Annotated in this window: 24 protein-coding genes; 16 read left to right on the forward strand and 8 right to left on the reverse strand. The window is 39.5% G+C overall.

Going from position 1 to position 19,682, the window contains the following annotated elements; genetic code table 11:
- Positions 1 to 27 precede the first annotated feature (27 nt).
- Positions 28 to 1,116: a cell division protein ZapE gene (gene zapE / locus GQR46_RS03720; RefSeq protein ID WP_165739987.1), complete on the reverse strand. Its 1,089-nt coding sequence runs from the start codon at positions 1,114 to 1,116 to the stop codon at positions 28 to 30.
- A 135-nt stretch (positions 1,117 to 1,251) separates the two neighbouring features.
- Between zapE and GQR46_RS03725 the strand changes: the two genes are divergently transcribed.
- The 3 genes from GQR46_RS03725 to GQR46_RS03735 all read left to right on the forward strand — a co-directional run bounded on the left by GQR46_RS03725 (position 1,252) and on the right by GQR46_RS03735 (position 4,365).
- On the forward strand, positions 1,252 to 1,695 hold the full coding sequence (locus GQR46_RS03725) for a YhcB family protein (RefSeq protein ID WP_165739989.1): 444 nt from the start codon (positions 1,252 to 1,254) through the stop codon (positions 1,693 to 1,695).
- Positions 1,696 to 1,826: 131 nt separating this feature from the next.
- Positions 1,827 to 3,179 (forward strand): Do family serine endopeptidase, encoded by a 1,353-nt coding sequence (locus GQR46_RS03730; RefSeq protein ID WP_165739991.1) that lies wholly within the window; start codon positions 1,827 to 1,829, stop codon positions 3,177 to 3,179.
- Positions 3,180 to 3,282: 103 nt separating this feature from the next.
- On the forward strand, positions 3,283 to 4,365 hold the full coding sequence (locus GQR46_RS03735; protein WP_165739993.1) for a trypsin-like peptidase domain-containing protein: 1,083 nt from the start codon (positions 3,283 to 3,285) through the stop codon (positions 4,363 to 4,365).
- 259 nt (positions 4,366 to 4,624) lie between these two features.
- Here the strand turns inward: GQR46_RS03735 and murA are convergent, their stop codons facing one another.
- From murA to GQR46_RS03770, 7 genes are read right to left on the reverse strand one after another with little or no spacing between them, the layout of a single operon-like run.
- Entirely contained in the window at positions 4,625 to 5,884 is a 1,260-nt protein-coding gene (murA, locus tag GQR46_RS03740; protein WP_165727693.1) for a UDP-N-acetylglucosamine 1-carboxyvinyltransferase, read from the reverse strand.
- 13 nt (positions 5,885 to 5,897) lie between these two features.
- Positions 5,898 to 6,155 (reverse strand): BolA family protein, encoded by a 258-nt coding sequence (locus GQR46_RS03745; RefSeq protein ID WP_002957953.1) that lies wholly within the window; start codon positions 6,153 to 6,155, stop codon positions 5,898 to 5,900.
- Between the two features lie 5 nt (positions 6,156 to 6,160).
- Entirely contained in the window at positions 6,161 to 6,454 is a 294-nt protein-coding gene (locus GQR46_RS03750; protein ID WP_010554274.1) for an STAS domain-containing protein, read from the reverse strand.
- Positions 6,447 to 7,127 carry an ABC transporter substrate-binding protein gene (locus tag GQR46_RS03755; protein ID WP_165739997.1) on the reverse strand — a complete coding sequence of 227 codons (681 nt, stop codon included), beginning with the start codon at positions 7,125 to 7,127 and terminating at the stop codon, positions 6,447 to 6,449. The genes GQR46_RS03750 and GQR46_RS03755 overlap by 8 nt, the downstream gene beginning before the upstream one ends.
- A gap of 5 nt (positions 7,128 to 7,132) precedes the next feature.
- Complete coding sequence (gene mlaD / locus GQR46_RS03760; protein WP_002957950.1) at positions 7,133 to 7,681, reverse strand: outer membrane lipid asymmetry maintenance protein MlaD; 549 nt, start codon at positions 7,679 to 7,681, stop codon at positions 7,133 to 7,135.
- A gap of 13 nt (positions 7,682 to 7,694) precedes the next feature.
- Positions 7,695 to 8,474 carry a lipid asymmetry maintenance ABC transporter permease subunit MlaE gene (gene mlaE / locus GQR46_RS03765; protein WP_002957949.1) on the reverse strand — a complete coding sequence of 260 codons (780 nt, stop codon included), beginning with the start codon at positions 8,472 to 8,474 and terminating at the stop codon, positions 7,695 to 7,697.
- Complete coding sequence (locus tag GQR46_RS03770) at positions 8,474 to 9,289, reverse strand: ATP-binding cassette domain-containing protein (RefSeq protein WP_165727701.1); 816 nt, start codon at positions 9,287 to 9,289, stop codon at positions 8,474 to 8,476. Before GQR46_RS03770 ends, mlaE begins: the two co-directional genes overlap by 1 nt.
- Positions 9,290 to 9,544: 255 nt before the next feature.
- On the opposite strand from GQR46_RS03770, the gene GQR46_RS03775 reads away from it, so the two are divergent.
- From GQR46_RS03775 to GQR46_RS03835, 13 genes are all read left to right on the forward strand, one after another.
- Positions 9,545 to 10,513 carry a calcium/sodium antiporter gene (locus tag GQR46_RS03775; protein ID WP_024607453.1) on the forward strand — a complete coding sequence of 323 codons (969 nt, stop codon included), beginning with the start codon at positions 9,545 to 9,547 and terminating at the stop codon, positions 10,511 to 10,513.
- A gap of 3 nt (positions 10,514 to 10,516) precedes the next feature.
- Positions 10,517 to 11,488 carry a KpsF/GutQ family sugar-phosphate isomerase gene (locus GQR46_RS03780; RefSeq protein ID WP_165727702.1) on the forward strand — a complete coding sequence of 324 codons (972 nt, stop codon included), beginning with the start codon at positions 10,517 to 10,519 and terminating at the stop codon, positions 11,486 to 11,488.
- A complete protein-coding gene (gene kdsC / locus GQR46_RS03785) occupies positions 11,489 to 12,040 on the forward strand; it encodes a 3-deoxy-manno-octulosonate-8-phosphatase KdsC (protein ID WP_007580311.1) in 552 nt (183 codons plus the stop codon). It abuts the gene before it with no gap.
- A complete protein-coding gene (lptC, locus tag GQR46_RS03790; RefSeq protein ID WP_007580308.1) occupies positions 12,037 to 12,591 on the forward strand; it encodes an LPS export ABC transporter periplasmic protein LptC in 555 nt (184 codons plus the stop codon). The genes kdsC and lptC overlap by 4 nt, the downstream gene beginning before the upstream one ends.
- Positions 12,581 to 13,126, forward strand: coding sequence for a lipopolysaccharide transport periplasmic protein LptA (gene lptA / locus GQR46_RS03795; protein WP_024590191.1), 546 nt, complete (start codon positions 12,581 to 12,583; stop codon positions 13,124 to 13,126). Before lptC ends, lptA begins: the two co-directional genes overlap by 11 nt.
- Positions 13,123 to 13,848: an LPS export ABC transporter ATP-binding protein gene (lptB, locus tag GQR46_RS03800; protein WP_007580304.1), complete on the forward strand. Its 726-nt coding sequence runs from the start codon at positions 13,123 to 13,125 to the stop codon at positions 13,846 to 13,848. Before lptA ends, lptB begins: the two co-directional genes overlap by 4 nt.
- A 69-nt stretch (positions 13,849 to 13,917) precedes the next feature.
- Positions 13,918 to 15,417, forward strand: a complete 1,500-nt coding sequence (locus GQR46_RS03805) for an RNA polymerase factor sigma-54 (protein ID WP_165739998.1) — start codon at positions 13,918 to 13,920, stop codon at positions 15,415 to 15,417.
- A 26-nt stretch (positions 15,418 to 15,443) separates the two neighbouring features.
- Positions 15,444 to 15,731 carry a ribosome hibernation promoting factor gene (gene hpf, locus GQR46_RS03810; RefSeq protein WP_007580301.1) on the forward strand — a complete coding sequence of 96 codons (288 nt, stop codon included), beginning with the start codon at positions 15,444 to 15,446 and terminating at the stop codon, positions 15,729 to 15,731.
- 4 nt (positions 15,732 to 15,735) lie between these two features.
- A complete protein-coding gene (gene ptsN, locus GQR46_RS03815; RefSeq protein WP_165740002.1) occupies positions 15,736 to 16,188 on the forward strand; it encodes a PTS IIA-like nitrogen regulatory protein PtsN in 453 nt (150 codons plus the stop codon).
- Between the two features lie 19 nt (positions 16,189 to 16,207).
- Complete coding sequence (gene rapZ / locus GQR46_RS03820) at positions 16,208 to 17,053, forward strand: RNase adapter RapZ (RefSeq protein WP_165740000.1); 846 nt, start codon at positions 16,208 to 16,210, stop codon at positions 17,051 to 17,053.
- A gap of 42 nt (positions 17,054 to 17,095) precedes the next feature.
- Positions 17,096 to 17,368: an HPr family phosphocarrier protein gene (locus GQR46_RS03825; RefSeq protein WP_002957937.1), complete on the forward strand. Its 273-nt coding sequence runs from the start codon at positions 17,096 to 17,098 to the stop codon at positions 17,366 to 17,368.
- Between the two features lie 132 nt (positions 17,369 to 17,500).
- A complete protein-coding gene (mgtE, locus tag GQR46_RS03830) occupies positions 17,501 to 18,859 on the forward strand; it encodes a magnesium transporter (RefSeq protein ID WP_010554268.1) in 1,359 nt (452 codons plus the stop codon).
- Positions 18,860 to 18,915: 56 nt separating this feature from the next.
- A complete protein-coding gene (locus GQR46_RS03835; protein WP_165721143.1) occupies positions 18,916 to 19,467 on the forward strand; it encodes a protein disulfide oxidoreductase in 552 nt (183 codons plus the stop codon).
- Positions 19,468 to 19,682: the final 215 nt, after the last annotated feature.

Below are 19,682 nucleotides of genomic sequence, written 5' to 3' on the forward strand. Positions count from 1 at the left end.
TGACCTATTACACTTTTGCCTACTTATTTAAACTAAGTGCTCTCTAGCTAAATACTCTAAAGACTGCATTTCTTGCAAGCGGCTTATACAGCGCTTAAATTCAAAATTTAAATTACCTTGAGTATAAAGTTCGGTAATAGGCTTTTCGGCCGATATAATTAAAGTTACATGACGCTCGTAAAATTCATCTACTAAAGCAATAAAACGCCTAGCTGCGTCATCATTAGTTTGCCCAAGCTGTTTTACGTTAGAAATAATAACCGTATTATATAAACGGCTAATCTCCATGTAATCTACTTGGCTACGTGCCGTTTCACATAACTCACTAAATTCAAACATTACAACGCATTTAGCTACTTTGCGTGTTTTGATTAGGCGTCCTTCTACTTCTATAGGCTCATCTAATTGCCCAGGCTCTGGCGATAGCTTATCGAAGTATTCAAATAGGTTCTTATCTGCATCTTCATCCAGCGGACTATGAAAAATTTCGGCTTGCTCTAAAGTACGTAACCGGTAATCAATACCTGAATCTACATTAACTATCTCTGTATTGAGCTTAACCAGCTCTATAGCAGGTACAAATCGTGCGCGCTGCAAGCCATTTCTGTAAAGATCATCAGGCACTATATTAGAGGTAGCAACAAGTACAATACCGCGAGCAAATAGCGCTTCCATTAAACCACCAAGTAACATGGCATCGGTAATGTCTTGAACAAAAAATTCATCAAAACAAATTATGTCTGTTTCAGCTTTAAAAGTGTCGGCTATTTTTTCTAATGGATTAGCCGTGTTGTTTAATTTTTTAAGCTCGTTATGGACTCGATGCATAAATCGATGAAAATGCACTCGCATTTTACGTGTGCCCGGCAGTGATTCGTAAAAAGTATCAACTAAATAGGTTTTACCACGCCCTACTCCGCCCCAAAAGTACAAACCTTTAATAGGCGTTGGCTCATCATTGTTAAATAACTTAGCAAAAAAACCTTTTGGTGCTGGCTTTGCCTGAGTTAAGTCATCGTATAGGCGTTGTAAATGGCGCACAGCATTTTCTTGCGCTGCGTCATGTACAAAGTCATCTCGCTTCAAATCTTGTTGGTATGTTTGCCAAGGAGTCATATCTATTTACAGTAAAAACGCAGTTTAATTTGTAAAGCATATTAACACGCATCTTAACTCGGGGTATATTACACTTAATATGATTTATAATTGAATCAAGCATTCGTTAGTTATTTTCCCAAAGGGGTAGTTTTTATGGGCACAGTTATGTGGGTAGGTTTAATTGTTATTGTTGCTGTTGTAGCATTTTTTATTGGTGCATTTGTTACTAAAAAACAATTCAAGCAAGATGAACTAAAAGAGCAAGCTGAACAAGCACAAAGCGCGCTTGAGCAGTATCGCCAAGATGTCGCTGATCATTTAGCGAATACAGGTAAGCTCGTAAATAAGATGAAAGAGAACTATGACCAACTGCTTAGTCATGTTGAGGACACAAACCAGCTTCTTTTAGAAGATAGAAATAAAGCACCAGCAGAACCTTATTTCTCTAAAGAAACAACAGAACAATTACAAGCATCTTTAAAAGAGCGTCGTTCAGACCGTTCTTCTGCAGAAGCACAACCAGCTGATTACGTATCGGGTGAATCTGGTTTATTTGCTGGTCAAAATAAAGTTTCAGAACATTCTAAAGCATCTTGATGAACTTTTTTTAGACCCCATAGTCTTTAGATATAACAGCTTTGTTGTTTTATCTTAACAAACCAAAAAGGGCTGCTGCAAAGTAGCCCTTTTTGGTTTTTGCTTTATCTTAAGTGGAGTTATCCCTGACTATGAAAATGAAATTATCACTTATCAGCGCAGCTATTTTATCTACAAGCTTATTAATGAGCCCTGTAGCATCTTATGCAAAAATGCCAATTGCAGTAAATGGTCAACAACTACCCACTCTAGCCCCTATGCTAGAGAAAATATCTCCTGGTGTTGTAAGTATCCAAGTTTCAGGCTCTAAAGAAGTACGCCGCCGTGCAGATCCACTCGAATACTTTTTTGGACAACAGCAGCCTCGTAGCCAAAAACGCCAATTTAGTGGCCTGGGTTCAGGAGTTATTATTGATGCCGATGAAGGTTATGTAGTGACTAATAATCACGTTATTCAAGACGCCGAAAAAATGGTGGTTACCCTTGAAGATGGACGTGAATTTGAAGCAACTAAAATTGGTACCGATACAGAGTCTGATATCGCTCTTTTACAAATAGACGCTGATGACTTAACTGAAATAAAACTCGCAAACTCCGATAGCTTACGCGTAGGCGACTTCGCGGTTGCGATTGGTAACCCATTTGGACTTAGTCACACAGTAACCTCTGGTATTGTTAGTGCGCTTGGTCGTAGTGGTTTAAACATTGAAGGTTACGAAGATTTCATTCAAACCGATGCTGCTATTAACCAAGGTAACTCTGGCGGTGCACTCGTTAACTTAAATGGTGAGTTGATTGGTATTAATACCGCTATTTTAGGTGCTTCTGGTGGTAACGTGGGCATTGGTTTTGCCATTCCATCTAATATGATGAAAAATCTAGTTGATCAAATTATTGAGCATGGTGAAGTACGTCGTGGCTCGCTAGGTATTTCAGGTCGTCCACTTGATGCTGGACTTGCAAAAGCACAGCAGCTTGACGTGAAACAAGGTGCTTATGTAATGCAAGTAATGGACGACACTGCCGCAAGTAAGGCTGGAATTGAAGCTGGTGACGTTATTGTTAGCATAAACGGTGGCGATATTAGTGGTTTCCACGAACTACGCAGCAAAATTGCTACGCTAGGTGAAGGCCGTGAGATAAAACTAGGCATTTACCGCGATGGTAAAATTAAAACAGTAAAAGTAACGCTTGATGGCGCATCTGGTGTTACAGCGACAGGCGAAGAACTACACCCCGCATTCCAAGGTGCAGAGCTCGAAAACGTGCAAAAAAACAGTAACAAAGGTGTTGAGATTACTTCAGTAGATCCTCGCTCACCTTCTGCTCGTGTTGGCCTTGAAGAAGGCGATATTATTATGCAAGTGAATCGCCAGCGAGTAGAAACGATTCGCGACATGAATAAAATCATCGACAGTACAAAAGGTAATATCGTACTTGGCGTGCAACGTGGTCGTGAGTCTATATTTATTTTAATTCAGTAATAAATAGCACTATTTAGTGTAATAAAAATAACAGTGGCACTTGCCGCTGTTATTTTTTTTATGTCATCATAAAGAGATTGCTCACTTACATAATAAGAAAATCGTGCTTAAACTAATAAAATTTATTCTTCCCCCTTTATTTGCAGGCCTAAGTATTGCTTTTTTAGTGGTTTTTTTCAGCCCTAATATGCGAGCGGCTTTACTACCAAATGTTCCCCTGCCAAGCGCTATGAGTGCGAGTCACCTGAGTTTTTCTGATGCAGTTAAACGAGCGGCTCCTTCTGTGGTTACTATTTTTTCAGAAAGTATTTCCAAAGAACCTCGTTATAAAAGAAAAAACACGGTACAAGAGCTAGGCTCTGGCGTCATCATGTCGCAAGACGGTTACATTCTTACCAACTACCATGTTGTTAATAATGCAGATCAAATTATGGTTATTCTAACCGATGGTCGACGCTTTTTTGATGTGCAGCTAATTGGTTTTGATACTATTACTGATTTAGCCTTACTTAAAATAAATGCAGATCACCTTCCGGTAATTCCTGTAAACGATAGCTATGTATCGAGCGTAGGCGATGTGGTACTTGCTATAGGTAACCCGCTTAACTTAGGTCAAACAATCACCCAAGGCATCATTAGCGCAACGGGTAAGCAAAAAATTACAGACAGTCCGTACAATAACTTATTACAAATGGATGCGGCTATTAACGTGGGCAACTCTGGCGGCGCATTAGTTAACTCCAATGGTGATTTAGTCGGTATTACTTCTGCGCAGTTTAAAACGCGTGAGAACTTGAATATTCAAGGAATATTCTTTGCGGTTCCTTACTCACTTGCTAAAAAAGTAATGAGTAAGCTCATTCGTCATGGTCGCGTTGTGCGCGGCTATTTAGGCTTTGAAGGCACAGCAGTAGATAGTACCGGCAAGGAAGTAAACGACAGTCTGACCCCAGTTACTGGCATGCGTATTACTAATTTAGACCCTTTGGGACCAGCATGGCAAGCGGGTATTGAAGAGCAAGATATTGTTATTAAAATTGCAGGGCTTTCGGTAGCAAATCCACAAAAAGTGCTCGAAGAAATAGGTAATACAGAACCCGGTAAAGAAATAGAATTTGAGCTTTACCGGAATGGTAAAATAGAAAAGATTATGGTGACTGTCGCAGAGCTTGAAACAAAGCTTTAATAAAAAAAACACCAATTCCATTAAGTATGTGATCTGAATTTTACACCGAAAAAACAATTCAGTTCTAGGCGTAAATTGATGTAAATGGTTGTTCCCTTTACGAAATTGACAACAAAGGAATGGGTTGTTTTAGCAAGTAAAATAGATCAGCTATTTATTGGAATTGGTATAATACCAAGCTGCATAAATCGTCAATAAAAAGGTCGGATAGCAATTTGCATATCCGACCTTTTTAAAAATAGCCTAGTTAAATATCTACTTAACTACTTCGACGTTTAATATTTGCACCCAACGCACTTAGCTTATCTTCAATGCGCTGATAACCTCTATCAACGTGATAAATACGGTCAACAACCGTTTCACCCTGTGCCACTATACCCGTTAAGATTAAGCTAGCTGAAGCGCGTAGGTCGGTTGCCATCACTTGCGCGCCCGTTAGGCTCTCAGTCTCACCACAAATTGCGGTATGCCCTTCTAAACGAATATTAGCGCCCATACGCTGCAACTCAGGTACATGCATAAAACGGTTTTCAAAAATCGTTTCCGTAATCGTTGCACTACCATTTGCTACTACATTTAATGCTGTAAACTGAGCTTGCATATCCGTAGGAAAACCTGGGTGTGGAGCTGTTTTAATATTCACGGCTCTCAGTTCTCGGCCGCGCATATCAAGATAAATACTGTCGTTATGTACTTCTAAGTGTGCATTTGTTGCACGTAGCTTTTCAATCACAGGCTCAAGAGAATGAAAGTCAGTGTTTTTGCAAAGTACTTCACCGCCTGCCATTGCTGCAGCGACTAAAAACGTACCTGTTTCTATTCTATCTGGTAAAATGCTGTGCTCGCATCCTGCTAAACGCTCAACGCCTTCAACTTCAATGCGGCTAGTGCCTGCACCCGTAATTTTAGCGCCCATAGCAATTAAGCAGTTAGCTAAATCAATTATTTCGGGCTCGCGTGCAGCGTTATCAAGTATGGTTTTACCATCAGCGAGGGCAGCTGCCATCAATAGATTTTCGGTAGCGCCTACGCTTACCATTTCCATAAAGATTTCAGCGCCTTTTAAGCGACCGTTTACCTTGGCATTAATATAACCATTTTCAACGTTAATTACCGCGCCCATGCGCTCCAAACCCTGAATATGAATATCAACAGGGCGAGCACCAATAGCACACCCACCAGGTAAAGACACTTGAGCTTCACCAAAACGAGCAACTAAAGGGCCTAATGCAAGTACAGAGGCACGCATTTGCTTAACTAAGTCGTATGGCGCTAATGTCTTATTAACCGTTGCGCCGTCAATCACTAGCGTATCGCCGTGCCAATTAACATCAGCGCCTAGAGTTTTTAATAAGGCTTCAGTGGTCACTATATCGCGAAGGCGCGGTACATTAGTAAATGTACTTTTTCCATCAGCTAATAATGAAGCAAACAAAATAGGAAGTGCGGCATTTTTAGCGCCAGAAATAGTCACTTCACCAGCAAGTGAAGTACCACCTTGAATTACAAATTGATCCATTAAGAGGCCCTATTTATTGCGGTAAAATAAATTTTTGTTCACGCTTCCACTCTACAGGAGTAAATGCACGAATAGATACTGCGTGAATTGTGCCATCTGAAATTGTATTCATTAATGGGCCATAAACTAGCTGCTGCTTTTTAACTCGGCTTAAACCGTCAAAGCATTCACCTACTGCAACAACTTCATAATGACTACCATTGGCTTTTACATGTACTTCAGCTAATTGAAGTTCTTCGCGTAATAATGTTTCGACTTGGCTAGTTTCCATAACTCTCACTCAAATAGGGTTGTAACCTGACCCAGTTGCATTAAATTTTGCAATTGCTCAGGTAGGTTTTGCAATTCAAGGCGAATGCCTTGCTGCTTTAATTCTGCAAAAGAGTGAATTAACCAAGCTAAGCCCGCTGTGTCAACCCTAGATACACCACTTAGGTCGAAATAGATGATTTTATGCTTGGTTAATAGCTTGTTGTTCAGAAGCTGTTCATCGCCAATTGAATTTCGAGTAAGCTCACCGTTTACTCGAAAATGTTGTCCATCAACTTGGCTTATTGCCAATTTAGTCATTCGAGTTACTGCCTCTAAACTGAACTGGTAGCTGACTCTTTTGCTCTAAAAGGTTACTTACATTATCAATACCTTGCTGACGCAAAATACCTTGTAGCTCACTTTGTTTTGCATCTAGTAAACTAATACCTTCAGCAATCATATCGTACGCGCGCCATTCACCGTCACGGTCTTCGCGTACTTTAAAATCGATTCTGATATCAGGTTTACCATCTTCAATAATTTTAGTTTTAACGACAACGACATCTTTGCCTTTAAATGCTTGTTCTGCACCAAACTCAACTTTTTGGTTTGTATATTGAGTGAATACACCTGCATAAGTAGCAACTAAGTACTCTCTAAAAACACCAATAAAGCGTTGAATTTCTTTAATTGCTTTGGCTTTTTCAGCTTCGTCGGTAATTGCACGTACTTTAGATACTTCACTACCTAGTACGCGAAGTGCTGCATATTTGTAGTCGATATAAGGCATTAATTCATCTTCAACGATTACGCGAAGATGCTCTTGATTTTTAACAATTAATGGCTGATCTTTTTTAATACGTGCAAATGTATTATCGGCAACTTGGCGTACCATTTTATTTGGATCAACCAATTTAACATCTGCTGCACTTACGCTTTGAGTTAGCGTCATTGTGCCAATTGCTACAATAGCTAAAAACTTTTTCAACATAATAATTACTCACTACCTTGGTTGAATAAAAACTGCCCGATTAATTCTTCAAGTACAATGGCAGACTTAGTATCAGTAATTGAATCGCCATCACCTAGTGCTTTACTTTCCACACCAAACAAATCGTCAATTGCTTCATCTTGCTTGTTTTCAGTCACTGTTTCGCCTAAACAACGTTGTTTAGCCGAATCTGGAGAAATGACAGGGTGAATACCTAAGTACTGCTCACCTAAAATACCCGACGTTAAAATAGAGATTGAGCTTGTGTCTGAAAAACGACATAAATACTGTGCATCAATGGTCATGTTTACCACTGGTAAAAACTCTTGTGGGTGTACATAAATTGATTCAACACGACCAATTACAACACCACCTACTTTTACCGGCGCACGCGCTTTTAATGAGCCAATGTTTTCAAACTTGGCATTAAGCGTATATGTTTCGCCAGAGCCACTAATACCTGAATTGGCAACTTTAAGTGCGAGCATCGCAAAAGCTAAAATGCCAAGTGCTACAAAAAAACCAACTAAAATTTCTAATTTCCGTGAATTCATTATCTATACCCTATTAGCTGGTAAACATTACCGCTGTCAAAATAAAGTCAAAACCTAAAACTGCTAATGACGAATGAACAACCGTTTCGGTGGTTGCTTTGCTGATCCCTTCTGAGGTCGGCACACAGTCATATCCTTTATAAAGCGCAATCCAGGTCACCACTATGGCGAATACAAAACTCTTAATAATACCGTTTAGTATGTCTTGCTGAAACGACACTTGTGATTGCATGATTGACCAAAAACTACCTGTATCAACCCCCAGCCAATCTACACCCACTAAATGAGCGCCTATGATTGCTACGGCTGAAAATATCAATGCAAGCAATGGCATGCTTATAAAACCCGCCCAAAAGCGCGGTGCAATAATACGTTTTAGCGGATCGATTGCCATCATCTCAAGTGATGAAAGTTGCTCTGTTGCTTTCATTAAGCCAATTTCAGCAGTCAATGCGCTACCTGCGCGTCCTGCAAATAGTAATGCAGTAACAACCGGGCCCAGTTCTCGCAATAAACTCAGTGCCACTAACGGCCCTAAACTATCCTCAGCGCCATAACCAACTAATACGGTGTAACCTTGTAGAGCCAACACCATGCCGATAAACAAACCCGACACCATAATAATCAGCAACGATTGCGAACCGACCATATAAAGTTGGCGAACAAGTAACGGTGTGCCTTTTTTAAAATTAGGAACATGCGCAAGCGCACTAAACAGCATATAAGCCGAACGGCCAAGAGCCGCAAAACGTCCTAGCGTTTTATGCCCTAGCTTTTGAAATAAATCCAACATTATGCTTTTTCTCCAAGCAGTTCATCTGCATAAGCTTGAGCCGGAAAATGAAATGGTACCGGACCATCCGACAAGCCTTTTAAAAACTGTTGAACTAAAGGAGATTCATGATTGCGCATTTCATCAGGAGTACCACAACCAATTACACCTTGATCGGCGATAATTATAACGTGATCGGCAATACTCATTACCTCTGTCACATCGTGTGTCACAATTAAAGACGATAAACCCAATACTTCGTTAAGCGACTTAATTAGCTTAACCAATACGCCCATCGAAATAGGGTCTTGTCCTGCAAATGGTTCATCGTACATGATTAGCTCTGGATCAAGTGCTATAGCGCGCGCAAGTGCAGCACGTCTTGCCATACCGCCCGATAACTCAGAGGGCATTAAATCTTTAGCGCCACGTAGCCCAACCGCTTGCAATTTCATTAATACAACTAATCGAATAAGGTCTTCACTTAGCTTTGTGTGCTCTCTTATAGGAAACGCAATATTGTCAAATACCGACATATCAGTAAACAGCGCACCACTTTGAAAAAGCATGCTCATTTTAGTACGTGCTTCGTATAACTCTTTACGAGACATTTTAGGAATGCTGCCACCTTCAAATAAAATATCACCTGAATCTGGTTTAAGCTGACCACCAATTAAACGCAACATAGTGGTTTTGCCAATTCCGCTTGGCCCCATGATCGCAGTAATTTTACCTTTAGGAACGCTAAAACTCATATTTTTATATATGATTCTATTGCCTCTCGAAAAGCTAACATCCTTGACTTCTACTATTGATTGCGACAAGTCGCTCTCCATAAAAATGTTCACTAGTGCACCTATTTTAAAGCTTTTTTGTCAAAGATGGAAAAAACAATTCGTAAGATTTTGTAATACACCCATGAAAAGGATTATAAGACTCGCTCAAAACAGCTTAACCCCGGCTTAAATTTTTAAATTAGCTGTTTAAAAGCAGCATTGTTACGTAGTTGACCTTACTCTTTTATTTATACTTTCATCTTGGCTTTTGTTACTATTCGCGCCATCCGTATTTTGTATAACTGGCTTAACACAATGGTTACCTCGTTTGTTATTTTAATTCTTGGTTTTGCAGCTCTTGTTTGGAGTGCAGACAGGTTTGTTTATGGCGCTGCGGCTCTTGCTAAAAACTTTGGTGTACCTACACTTATTGTTGGTTTAACCGTGGTAGCTATGGGCTCTTCAGCACCCGAAATGATGGTTTCAGCCTCTGCCGCTTTGGCTAATAAAACCGACACAGCAGTTGGTAATGCTGTTGGTTCTAATATTACAAACATTTTACTTGTGTTAGGTATCACAGCTTTATTTCGCCCTCTTTCAGTTTCATCAAGTACATTAAAACGTGAAATGCCATTAGTGATGCTCGTATCTTTAGCTACTTGGTATGTGTTTTCAGATAACTACTTTTCATTTAATGAAGGTGTTGCACTTTTGGTTGGCTTTATCGTATTCATCGGTGGGTTAATTATTGTATCTATGCGTGCAAAAAACCAAGATGACCCATTTGTCTCAGAAGCCTGCGACGATGTACCAAACGATGTACCTACGAAAAAAGCGGTATTTTGGTTAGTTGTCGGCATGATACTCCTACCTGTTAGCTCTCATTTTTTAATAGGTTCGGCTGTCGATATTGCTAAATACTTCGGCTTAAGCGACCTAGTAATTGGTTTAACGATTATTGCCATTGGTACTAGCTTGCCAGAACTTGCCGCTTCGGTTGCAGGTGTACTTAAAAATGAAGATGATTTAGCACTAGGTAATATTGTTGGCTCAAACATATTTAATATTCTAGCGGTATTACCACTTGCCGGTATTATTAACCCTTCTGCCATTGACCCATCATTAGTAAGCCGAGACGTATTAATTATGATTGGCGCAACACTTGCCCTAATTATTATGTCATTGAACTTTAGAGGCACCCAACGTATCAATAGAGTAGAAGGCGGCTTATTGCTAATAGCGTTTTTGGGTTACCAAGGGTATATTTTTAGTCAAGTAGGGTAAATGATGGCAACGCTAAATTTTATTGAACAAGGCCTTCGCGTTTTAGATGTTGAACGCCAAGCACTTAGTGATATTGCACAATATGTAGATGAAAATTTTCATAACGCGTGCCAATTAATGTACGACTGCGAAGGCCGTATTATTGTCATTGGTATGGGTAAATCAGGTCATATTGGCAATAAAATAGCGGCAACCCTTGCAAGCACTGGCAGTCCAGCATTTTTTGTTCACCCTGGTGAAGCAAGTCATGGTGATTTAGGTATGATCACTAAAAATGACGTGGTTATGCTTATTTCTAATTCAGGGGAGACCAGCGAAGTTTTAAATATCATTCCGGTTTTAAAACGACTTGGTGCCAAAATGATATCGATGACTGGCAATACGCAATCAACCATGGCGACCCTTGCTAATGTACATGTGTGTATTAAAGTAGAAAAAGAAGCCTGTTCATTGGGTCTAGCTCCTACATCAAGTACCACTGCAACGCTTGCGATGGGCGATGCCATGGCAGTTGCATTATTAGAAGCTCGCGGGTTTACAGCTGATGACTTCGCGTTATCTCACCCAGGTGGTAGTTTAGGCAAGCGCTTATTACTTACTTTAAAAGATGTTATGCACAGCGGCGCAAATACACCTATTATTAGCGTTTCACAAACAGTTAAAGACGCCCTTATTGAAATGTCTGCTAAAGGGCTAGGTATGACAGCCATTGTTGATGAAGATCAGCAGCTCGTGGGATTATTTACCGATGGCGATTTGCGTCGTATTTTAGAGCAAAGAATTGATATTCATACAACACAAATAGATGTTGTTATGACTAAGTCATGTACTACGGCTACACAAGATATTTTGGCTGCTGAAGCGCTTAATATTATGGAACACAAACGTATAAATGGCTTAATCGTCGTCAATGATAAAAACCAACCTATTGGCGCATTAAACATGCAAGACCTATTAAAAGCAGGAGTGTTATAAATGCAATTTGAAGAACTCTATCAACCGCTGAGCGATGATGCAAAAGCACGCGCTAAAAAAGTAAAGCTACTTATATGCGATATTGATGGTGTATTTTCTGATGGCCGTATTTATCTTGGTAATCAAGGTGAAGAGCTAAAAGCATTTAATACAAAAGATGGTTTTGGCATTAAAGCGCTTATAAACAGTGGCTTTGAAGTGGCTGTAATTACTGGTCGTCATTCACAAATAGTGCAACAACGTATGAGCAGCTTAACCGTACAGCATATTTATCAAGGCCAAGAAAATAAGCTCATTGCCTATCAAGAGCTAAAAGACAAACTCAACCTTAGCGATGAACAAATTGCTTATATAGGTGATGATGGTCCTGACATGCCCGTTATGGAATTAGTCGGCTTTGCTGTTGCAGTAAATGATGCCCATCCACTTATTAAACGTTTATCACACTATGTAACGCAAATGCCTGGCGGCTTTGGTGCAGTAAGAGAGCTCACCGACTTACTTATGCTTGAAAATGGTAAAGCATTGACTACACAAGGCACTAGTTCATGAATGCAGCGCGCATAATATTAAGCGTTTTATTCATTAGCTGTATGGTTTGGCTTTGGTACCCTTATTTTACACAAACAAATATTGTGCCTCAGACTGAGCCTGAAGTTATTGCCAAGCCTGATTACATAGCCATAGAACTCAAACAAACAGCCTATGACGAACAAGGTAAAATTAGCCACAAAGTCACTGCGGCTAAAATGGAGCTATATCAACAATTAGGTTTTACGTTTTTTGAAAAACCTATTTTTACTTTATATAACGAAAAGCAAACGTGGCAAATAAATGCAGACGAAGCAACATTATACGAAGACAAACAATTAATTTTAGAAGGCAATGTGGTTGCCAAAAACTTAACCGATAACGCCATGATAGACAAAATCAATGCTGATAATATTCAGGTAGATATAAAGCTATTAACAATGCGTTCGGAGCAACCCGTTATCATCACTGGACCCAATTTAAAAATCACTGGTAAAGGCCTAGAAGCCGACTTAAAAACCGAAGTGATAAAACTAATTAACCATACGCGAACCATATATTATGACCAATAAAATATTAAAATCACTTATTATTCCTACACTTATACTAGCGTTTAATAGTAGTGCTGCAGAGCAAAACACGCAACCGGCTGCAAATCAAATTTCAATAAGCGCCGATAAGCAAGAAGGTCAATTAAAAGCTAATGTCGGGATTTTTGAAAAAAACGTTGAAATTATTCACGGTAACCGCCGTATCACAGCCGACCGCTTAGAAGTACATAAACGCGATGAACTTGGCGATAATAAACAATTATTAATTGCTACAGGTAGCCCTGCGCACTTTGAAGAAAAGCAATCAGATGGCACGACTATGAGCGCCAGTGCTGACGAAGTACGTTATGATGTATCTAAGCGTTTTTTAACGCTTGTTGGTAATGCACAAGTATCGCAAGCGGGACAAAAAATAAATGCTAAAAGCATTACCTACGATATAGAGCAGCAGCTAATCAGTGCCGAAAAAGATGAAAACTCAACTGACCGCGTTCACACAATTTTAGTACCAATCGAGACTAAAAAAAGTAAAAAAAGCGACAAAGGTCAACCATGAGCACATTAAAAGCAGAGCTATTAGCAAAGAGCTATAAAGGCCGTGAAGTTGTAAAAAACGTCGGCCTTGAAGTCAAAGCTGGCAGTATTGTTGGCTTACTTGGCCCTAACGGCGCAGGTAAAACTACCACGTTTTATATGATAGTAGGACTTGTACCTAGCGACAAAGGTAAAATATCGATAGACGATAACGATATTACTCTTTTACCTATGCATAGTCGTGCTAGATTAGGCATTGGCTACTTACCGCAAGAGTCTTCAATATTCAGAAAGCTGACTGTTTATCAAAACTTAATGGCCATTTTAGAAACGCGCAAAGAGTTAAATAAACAAGCTAGAGAAGACACTCTCGATAAATTATTAGATGAATTTAGCATACAACACATTCGTGATAGCCAAGGTATGGCATTGTCGGGTGGCGAACGTCGTCGTGTTGAAATAGCACGTGCGCTGGCAGCAGATCCTAAATTTATATTACTGGATGAACCATTTGCAGGTGTTGACCCGATTTCGGTATTAGACATAAAGAAAATAATAGAACATCTTAAAAATCGTGGGATTGGTGTATTAATTACCGATCATAACGTAAGAGAAACCCTTGATGTTTGTGAAAAAGCCTACATTGTTTCTCATGGGGAGCTGATTGCATCAGGTACTCCAGAACACGTATTAAATGATAAAACAGTACGCGATGTTTACTTAGGCGAGCAATTTAGGCTGTAACATTTACGCCATGTCTTTAAGCATCTGCTAGTATTAATTATAACAACATAAAAGGATTGTTAGAGATACATGAGGCAATCACTACAGCTGCGCATGGGCCAGCAACTTACAATGACTCCACAGCTGCAACAGGCTATTCGTTTGTTGCAACTCAGTACATTGGATCTCCAGCAAGAAATACAAGAAGCTCTCGACAGCAACCCGCTATTAGAGGTTGAAGAACCAGACTATTCCGAAGACGCTGCAGGTAAAAACGAGCAAAAAGCAGATACAGATGACATAACTGTTAGCGCATCTGCCGATGATGCTCCAAGCGAATACGAACAAGATAGTGGTGAAGCACTTGCAAAAGACACGCTAAGTGACGACATGGCTATGGATGTTAGTTGGGATGAGTACATGAGTGCCGCCCCTGCAGCATCATCAGGTCCAATGCCTGAAGACGAATCAATATACCAAGGCGCCTCTACTGAAACGCTTCATGAGTATTTAATGTGGCAATTACAACTAACGCCATTTAGCCCTACCGATGAAGCCATTGCTATTGCTATTGTAGAAGCCGTCGATGATTCAGGCATTTTAACACTAAGCTGCGAAGAAATTTTAGAAAGCTTTAATCAAGAAAACGAAGAAGATAACGAAGTTGAACTTGATGAAATTGAAGCAGTATTAAAGCGCATCCAACTGTTTGATCCTGTCGGTATTGCTGCACGTAGTTTACAAGAGTGTTTATGTATTCAACTTAACCAGTTTGATAAAGAAACACCTTACATTAATGAAACGAAAATGATTTTAACCGAGCATATTGATTTATTAGCAGCTCGTGACTATCGTACATTAATGAAGAAGACTAAGCTCAAAGAAGAAGAGCTTAAAGAAGTAATGACATTAATACATACTCTTAGCCCTAAGCCTGCAGATACTATTGTAAGAGAAGAGTCTGAGTATGTTATTCCTGATGTGTCAGTTAAAAAAATTAAAGGCCGCTGGGTTGTTGAGTTAAACCCAGATAGCATGCCTAAAATTCGTGTTAATAGCCAATACGCTGCAATGTCTCGCACTGTAAAATCCAGTGGTGACAGCCAGTTTATTCGCTCGCATTTACAAGAAGCTAAATGGTTTATTAAAAGCTTAGAAAGTAGAAACGACACGCTATTAAAAGTAACAAATTGTATTGTTAAGCAACAACAAGGCTTTTTTGAACACGGTCCTGAAGCCATGAAACCAATGGTTTTAAATGATGTTGCTGAAATGGTAGAAATGCACGAATCAACAATTTCGCGCGTAACAACCCAAAAGTATATGCACACACCCCGTGGTATATTTGAGCTTAAATATTTTTTCTCAAGCCATGTAAGCACCGAAAACGGTGGTGAATGTTCATCTACAGCAATCCGTGCGCTTATCCGAAAATTAATCGCAGCAGAAAACTCAGCAAAACCATTGAGTGATAGCAAAATAGCGGATATATTGGCTGAGCAAGGAATTAAAGTAGCGAGACGTACAATCGCAAAATACCGCGAATCTCTGGCTATTCCACCGTCAAATCAGCGTAAAAGTTTGATTTAAGACGCAAAAAAAAGAGGGTAATGCTTATGCAACTAAACTTAACTGGTCGTCACGTAGAATTAACCGATTCACTAAGAGACTATATTAATACCAAATTTGCGAAGCTAGAAAGACACTCTGATCATATTAATAATGTTCATGTCATTCTTGATGTAGAAAAACTAAATCAAAAAGCAGAAGCGACAATACACGTAAGTGGCGCCGAACTCTTTGCCTCTACAGAACATCAAGATATGTATGCCGCCATTGACTCGTTGATCGACAAGCTAGATCGCCAAGTAATTAAACACAAAGAGAAGCTTGCTCGACACTAATATGATGAAATTAAGCTCACTTATATGCCAGGACTGCAGCAAAGCTGCGGTCCTTTTTAATAGCAAAAAAAGGATTTTAGAGTTCATTAGCGAACTTGCTCACGCTAAACTTCCATACCTACCGCAACAAGACATTCTAACTGCTTTAATGAGTAGAGAGAAATTGGGTAGTACAGGTATAGGGCGTGGCATTGCGATTCCTCACGGAAGAATGAGCGGTGCAGAAGAGCCTTTGGCTTTAGTGCTCGTTAGCGAAACGCCAATAAATTTTGATGCTATAGATAACCGCCCTGTTGATATTTTCGTCGCACTCATCGTACCAGATGGAGATAACCAGCAGCACTTAAAGACTCTAGCTACCATTGCTGATAGACTCAATAACAAAGATTTTTGTAAGCAGTTACGTAGTGCAAAATCAGATGCTGAACTTTACCAAGTTATTGTTGATCAATCGTAGTTTTATTAAAGGGTGATAAATGGAGTTAATTATCATAAGCGGCCGTTCTGGTTCTGGAAAGTCGGTTGCTTTACGCGTTGTAGAAGATTTAGGTTATTATTGCGTAGATAATATTCCAGTTAACTTGCTTCCTTCATTAGTTCGCAGTGTGTCTGATAGCTATGATAAAATTGCTGTTAGCATTGATGTGCGTAACATCCCTAAACAACAAGATGAATTTAACGATATTCTTGAATACTTGCCTGGCTTTGCAAAACCTACGTTATTTTATTTAGATAGCGACGATCAAACATTGATCAAACGTTTTTCTGAAACTCGTAGATTACACCCACTATCAATTGACTCGTTGCCTCTTGATTTAGCCATCAAAAAAGAAAAAGAATTACTTGATGTATTAATCACCCGCGCCGACTTTATGATAGATACAACTGATTTAAGCGTTCATCAACTTGCTGAATCTATTCGTGAAAAGATTTTAGGTAAAAAAGATAAGCAACTTATTGTCACGTTTGAATCGTTTGGTTTTAAACACGGTATCCCAAAAGAAGCAGACTATGTATTTGATGCACGCTTTTTACCAAACCCTCATTGGGAGCCTGAATTAAAGCCTTTAAATGGGTTAGATCAACCTGTTAAAGATTATTTGGCTAGTCATAGTATTGTGCAAAAGTTCACATGGCAAATTCAAACATTTGTACAAACGTGGTTGCCGCACTTAGAGAGAAATAACCGCAGTTATTTGACCATTGCCATTGGGTGTACGGGCGGTCAACATCGCTCTGTATATTTAGCGCAAACTATTGGTGAAAGTTTTGCAATGACACACCCCAATGTAAAAATTCGCCATCGCGAACAAGAAAAATAATATAGCTGAATAATCACCTGTTCAGCTTAGGTAGAGTAACTTATGCATTGTGAAGACACTTTTTTAATAAAAAACAAATTAGGATTACACGCCAGAGCAGCCACCGTACTTGCCCAATTGGCAGTGCAGTTTGATGCTACAATTACATTATTTCAAGATGACAAAGAAGCCGCAGGCGATAGCGTACTTGCACTCATGTTACTTGAAAGTAGCCAAGGCAAAGAAGTTAAAGTTGTATGTAAAGGCCCTGATTCTGAGCAAGCTTTACATGCTGTTGGAGAATTGATAGCACAACGCTTTAATGAACAAGAGTAATCTGTTTTATAAAAACAACACTCGCATTACTAATGCCTCAACTAAAACAGATATATAAAATAAATATGGTTAGTGACGCCAGTTAACTCACCTCCCCTCATAAAGTAATATAAAAATTTATAAAGGACGCCAATGCCTGAAGCTTTTGAACAAGATTACCCACTACAACAACTAAAGCAGGTGACTAAGTCACTTAATAGTGGTCAATTTGTTCAAGTTAGGCGCATGCTCGCAAAAACAGCTCCTTGTGATACCGCACTACTATTAGAGTCATCACCGCATAAAATTCGCCGACTACTTTGGCAGTTGGTTGATCCCGATGTACAAGGTGATGTTCTTGAAGAACTATCAGAAGATGTACGTTTAGGCATTATTGCCCAAATGGAACCTAAGCACATTGCAGCCGCAACCGAAGATATGGGCCATGATGACTTAGGTGAAGTATTACGTAGCCTGCCTGACACCGTTTACAAAGACGTTGTTAGCGCGATGGACATTCAAGACCGTGAACGTGCAACACAAGCACTTTCGTATCAAGAGCGTTCTGCTGGCGCGCTCATGAACACCGATACGGTGACCATTCGCCCTGACGTTACGCTTGATGTTGTACTTCGATATATTAGGCTACGTGGCGAGTTACCAGAAGGTACCGATGACTTATATGTTGTTGATAAGCATAACTGCTTTATAGGCGCTTTATCACTCAGTACATTATTAACTAATCCACCAGAAAAGATTGTTCGCGATTTAATGGATGAAGATTGTGAGTCTATCCCAATCTCAATGGATGAAAGTGAAGTAGCTCAATTATTTGAGCGTCATAATTGGATATCGGCCCCCGTCGTTGATGATAACGATCAGCTCCTTGGTCGTGTCACTATCGATGACATCGTTGACGTAATTCGAGAAGATGCTGAGCATAGTTTATTAGGCTTAGCCGGTCTTGATGATGAAGAAGATACTTTTGCTCCCGTACTAAAAAGCTCTAAAAAACGCTCAGTTTGGTTAGGTGTTAACTTGCTGACTGCACTTGCAGCTGCTTTTGTAGCTAGCTTTTTTGAAGGCACTTTAGATGTTTTACCTATTTTAGCTGTACTTAACGGTATTGTCCCTTCTATGGGCGGTGTTGCAGGTAGCCAATCATTAACGCTTGTTATTCGTGGTATTGCGGTAGGTCATATAAATCAAACAAACCAACGTTTCTTGATGATGAAAGAGCTTGCTATTGGCGCGTTAAACGGTGTTTTGTGGTCGTTGTTAATAGCAGGTGTTATTGCCCTATGGCAGTGGGACTTTATGCTTGGTGGCGTACTCGCCTTCGCTATGTTTATGAACTTAGTGGTGGCAGGTGTTGCTGGTGCGAGTATCCCTATTATTCTTAAAAGAATGAATATAGACCCAGCACTTGCAGGGAGTGTGGTGCTAACCACGGTGACAGATATTGTGGGTATATTCGCCTTTTTAGGTACTGCTACTTGGTTGCTGGTTTAAATTAGAAACTTTTGCAAATAACTAAAGTAAAAAACACTTAGGGTAAAGCTGCAACTATGACAACGGGTACCAAAAATAAAAAAGACACACCTAAAAAAACGCCAAAACAAAAAGGCCTATCAATATTAAAAAGTGTGTTGATATATGGTTTCATATTTTTCGTAATTTATAACGCTGTCAATTGGTGGCGACAACCTGTTATGCCAGCAAATCCTCAATTACAATTAATAGATTATAAAGGGCAAAACATTGATTTGTCAGCAATGAGCCAAGATAAACCAACACTTGTCTATTTTTGGGGAACTTGGTGCCCTATTTGTAGTATTACCTCCCCTGCCATAAACGAACTCGCAAACGAGAATAACTACCCTGTCGTGAGTATCGCAATAAAATCAGGCTCGGATCAAAAACTACATGAGTATCTAAATGATCATGGCTACAGTTTTACCACTGTCAACGATCAACACGGTGAGATATTTGCCGATTGGCAAGGGCAAGTCACGCCATCTTATATAATCTTAAAAGATAATAAAATGACGCAAGGGCTAACAGGCATTCAGCCGTTATGGTCACTAAAATTACGTTTGTGGTTATCATCAACGTTTTAAGAAAAAACTAACTGCAAGTATATAGGCACTAAATACGTGCTATCTCAAGAGGGGTTTCTAAAAGCTCGCTCTTTATCACCTACAATAATATAAGTAATAAAGAGCAAGGTTTACTTAATTTACGTATTAAAAAGGTTTTAAAAAACCTTAGCGTAATTAAACTAATCTACTAGGGCGTGTTGATCTTTGTGGATTGAAATTTGTTCAATCTAGGG

The sequence above is a fragment of the Pseudoalteromonas sp. Z1A6 genome, from assembly GCF_011378745.1.
In the GTDB taxonomy this organism is placed as follows: domain Bacteria; phylum Pseudomonadota; class Gammaproteobacteria; order Enterobacterales; family Alteromonadaceae; genus Pseudoalteromonas; species Pseudoalteromonas arctica.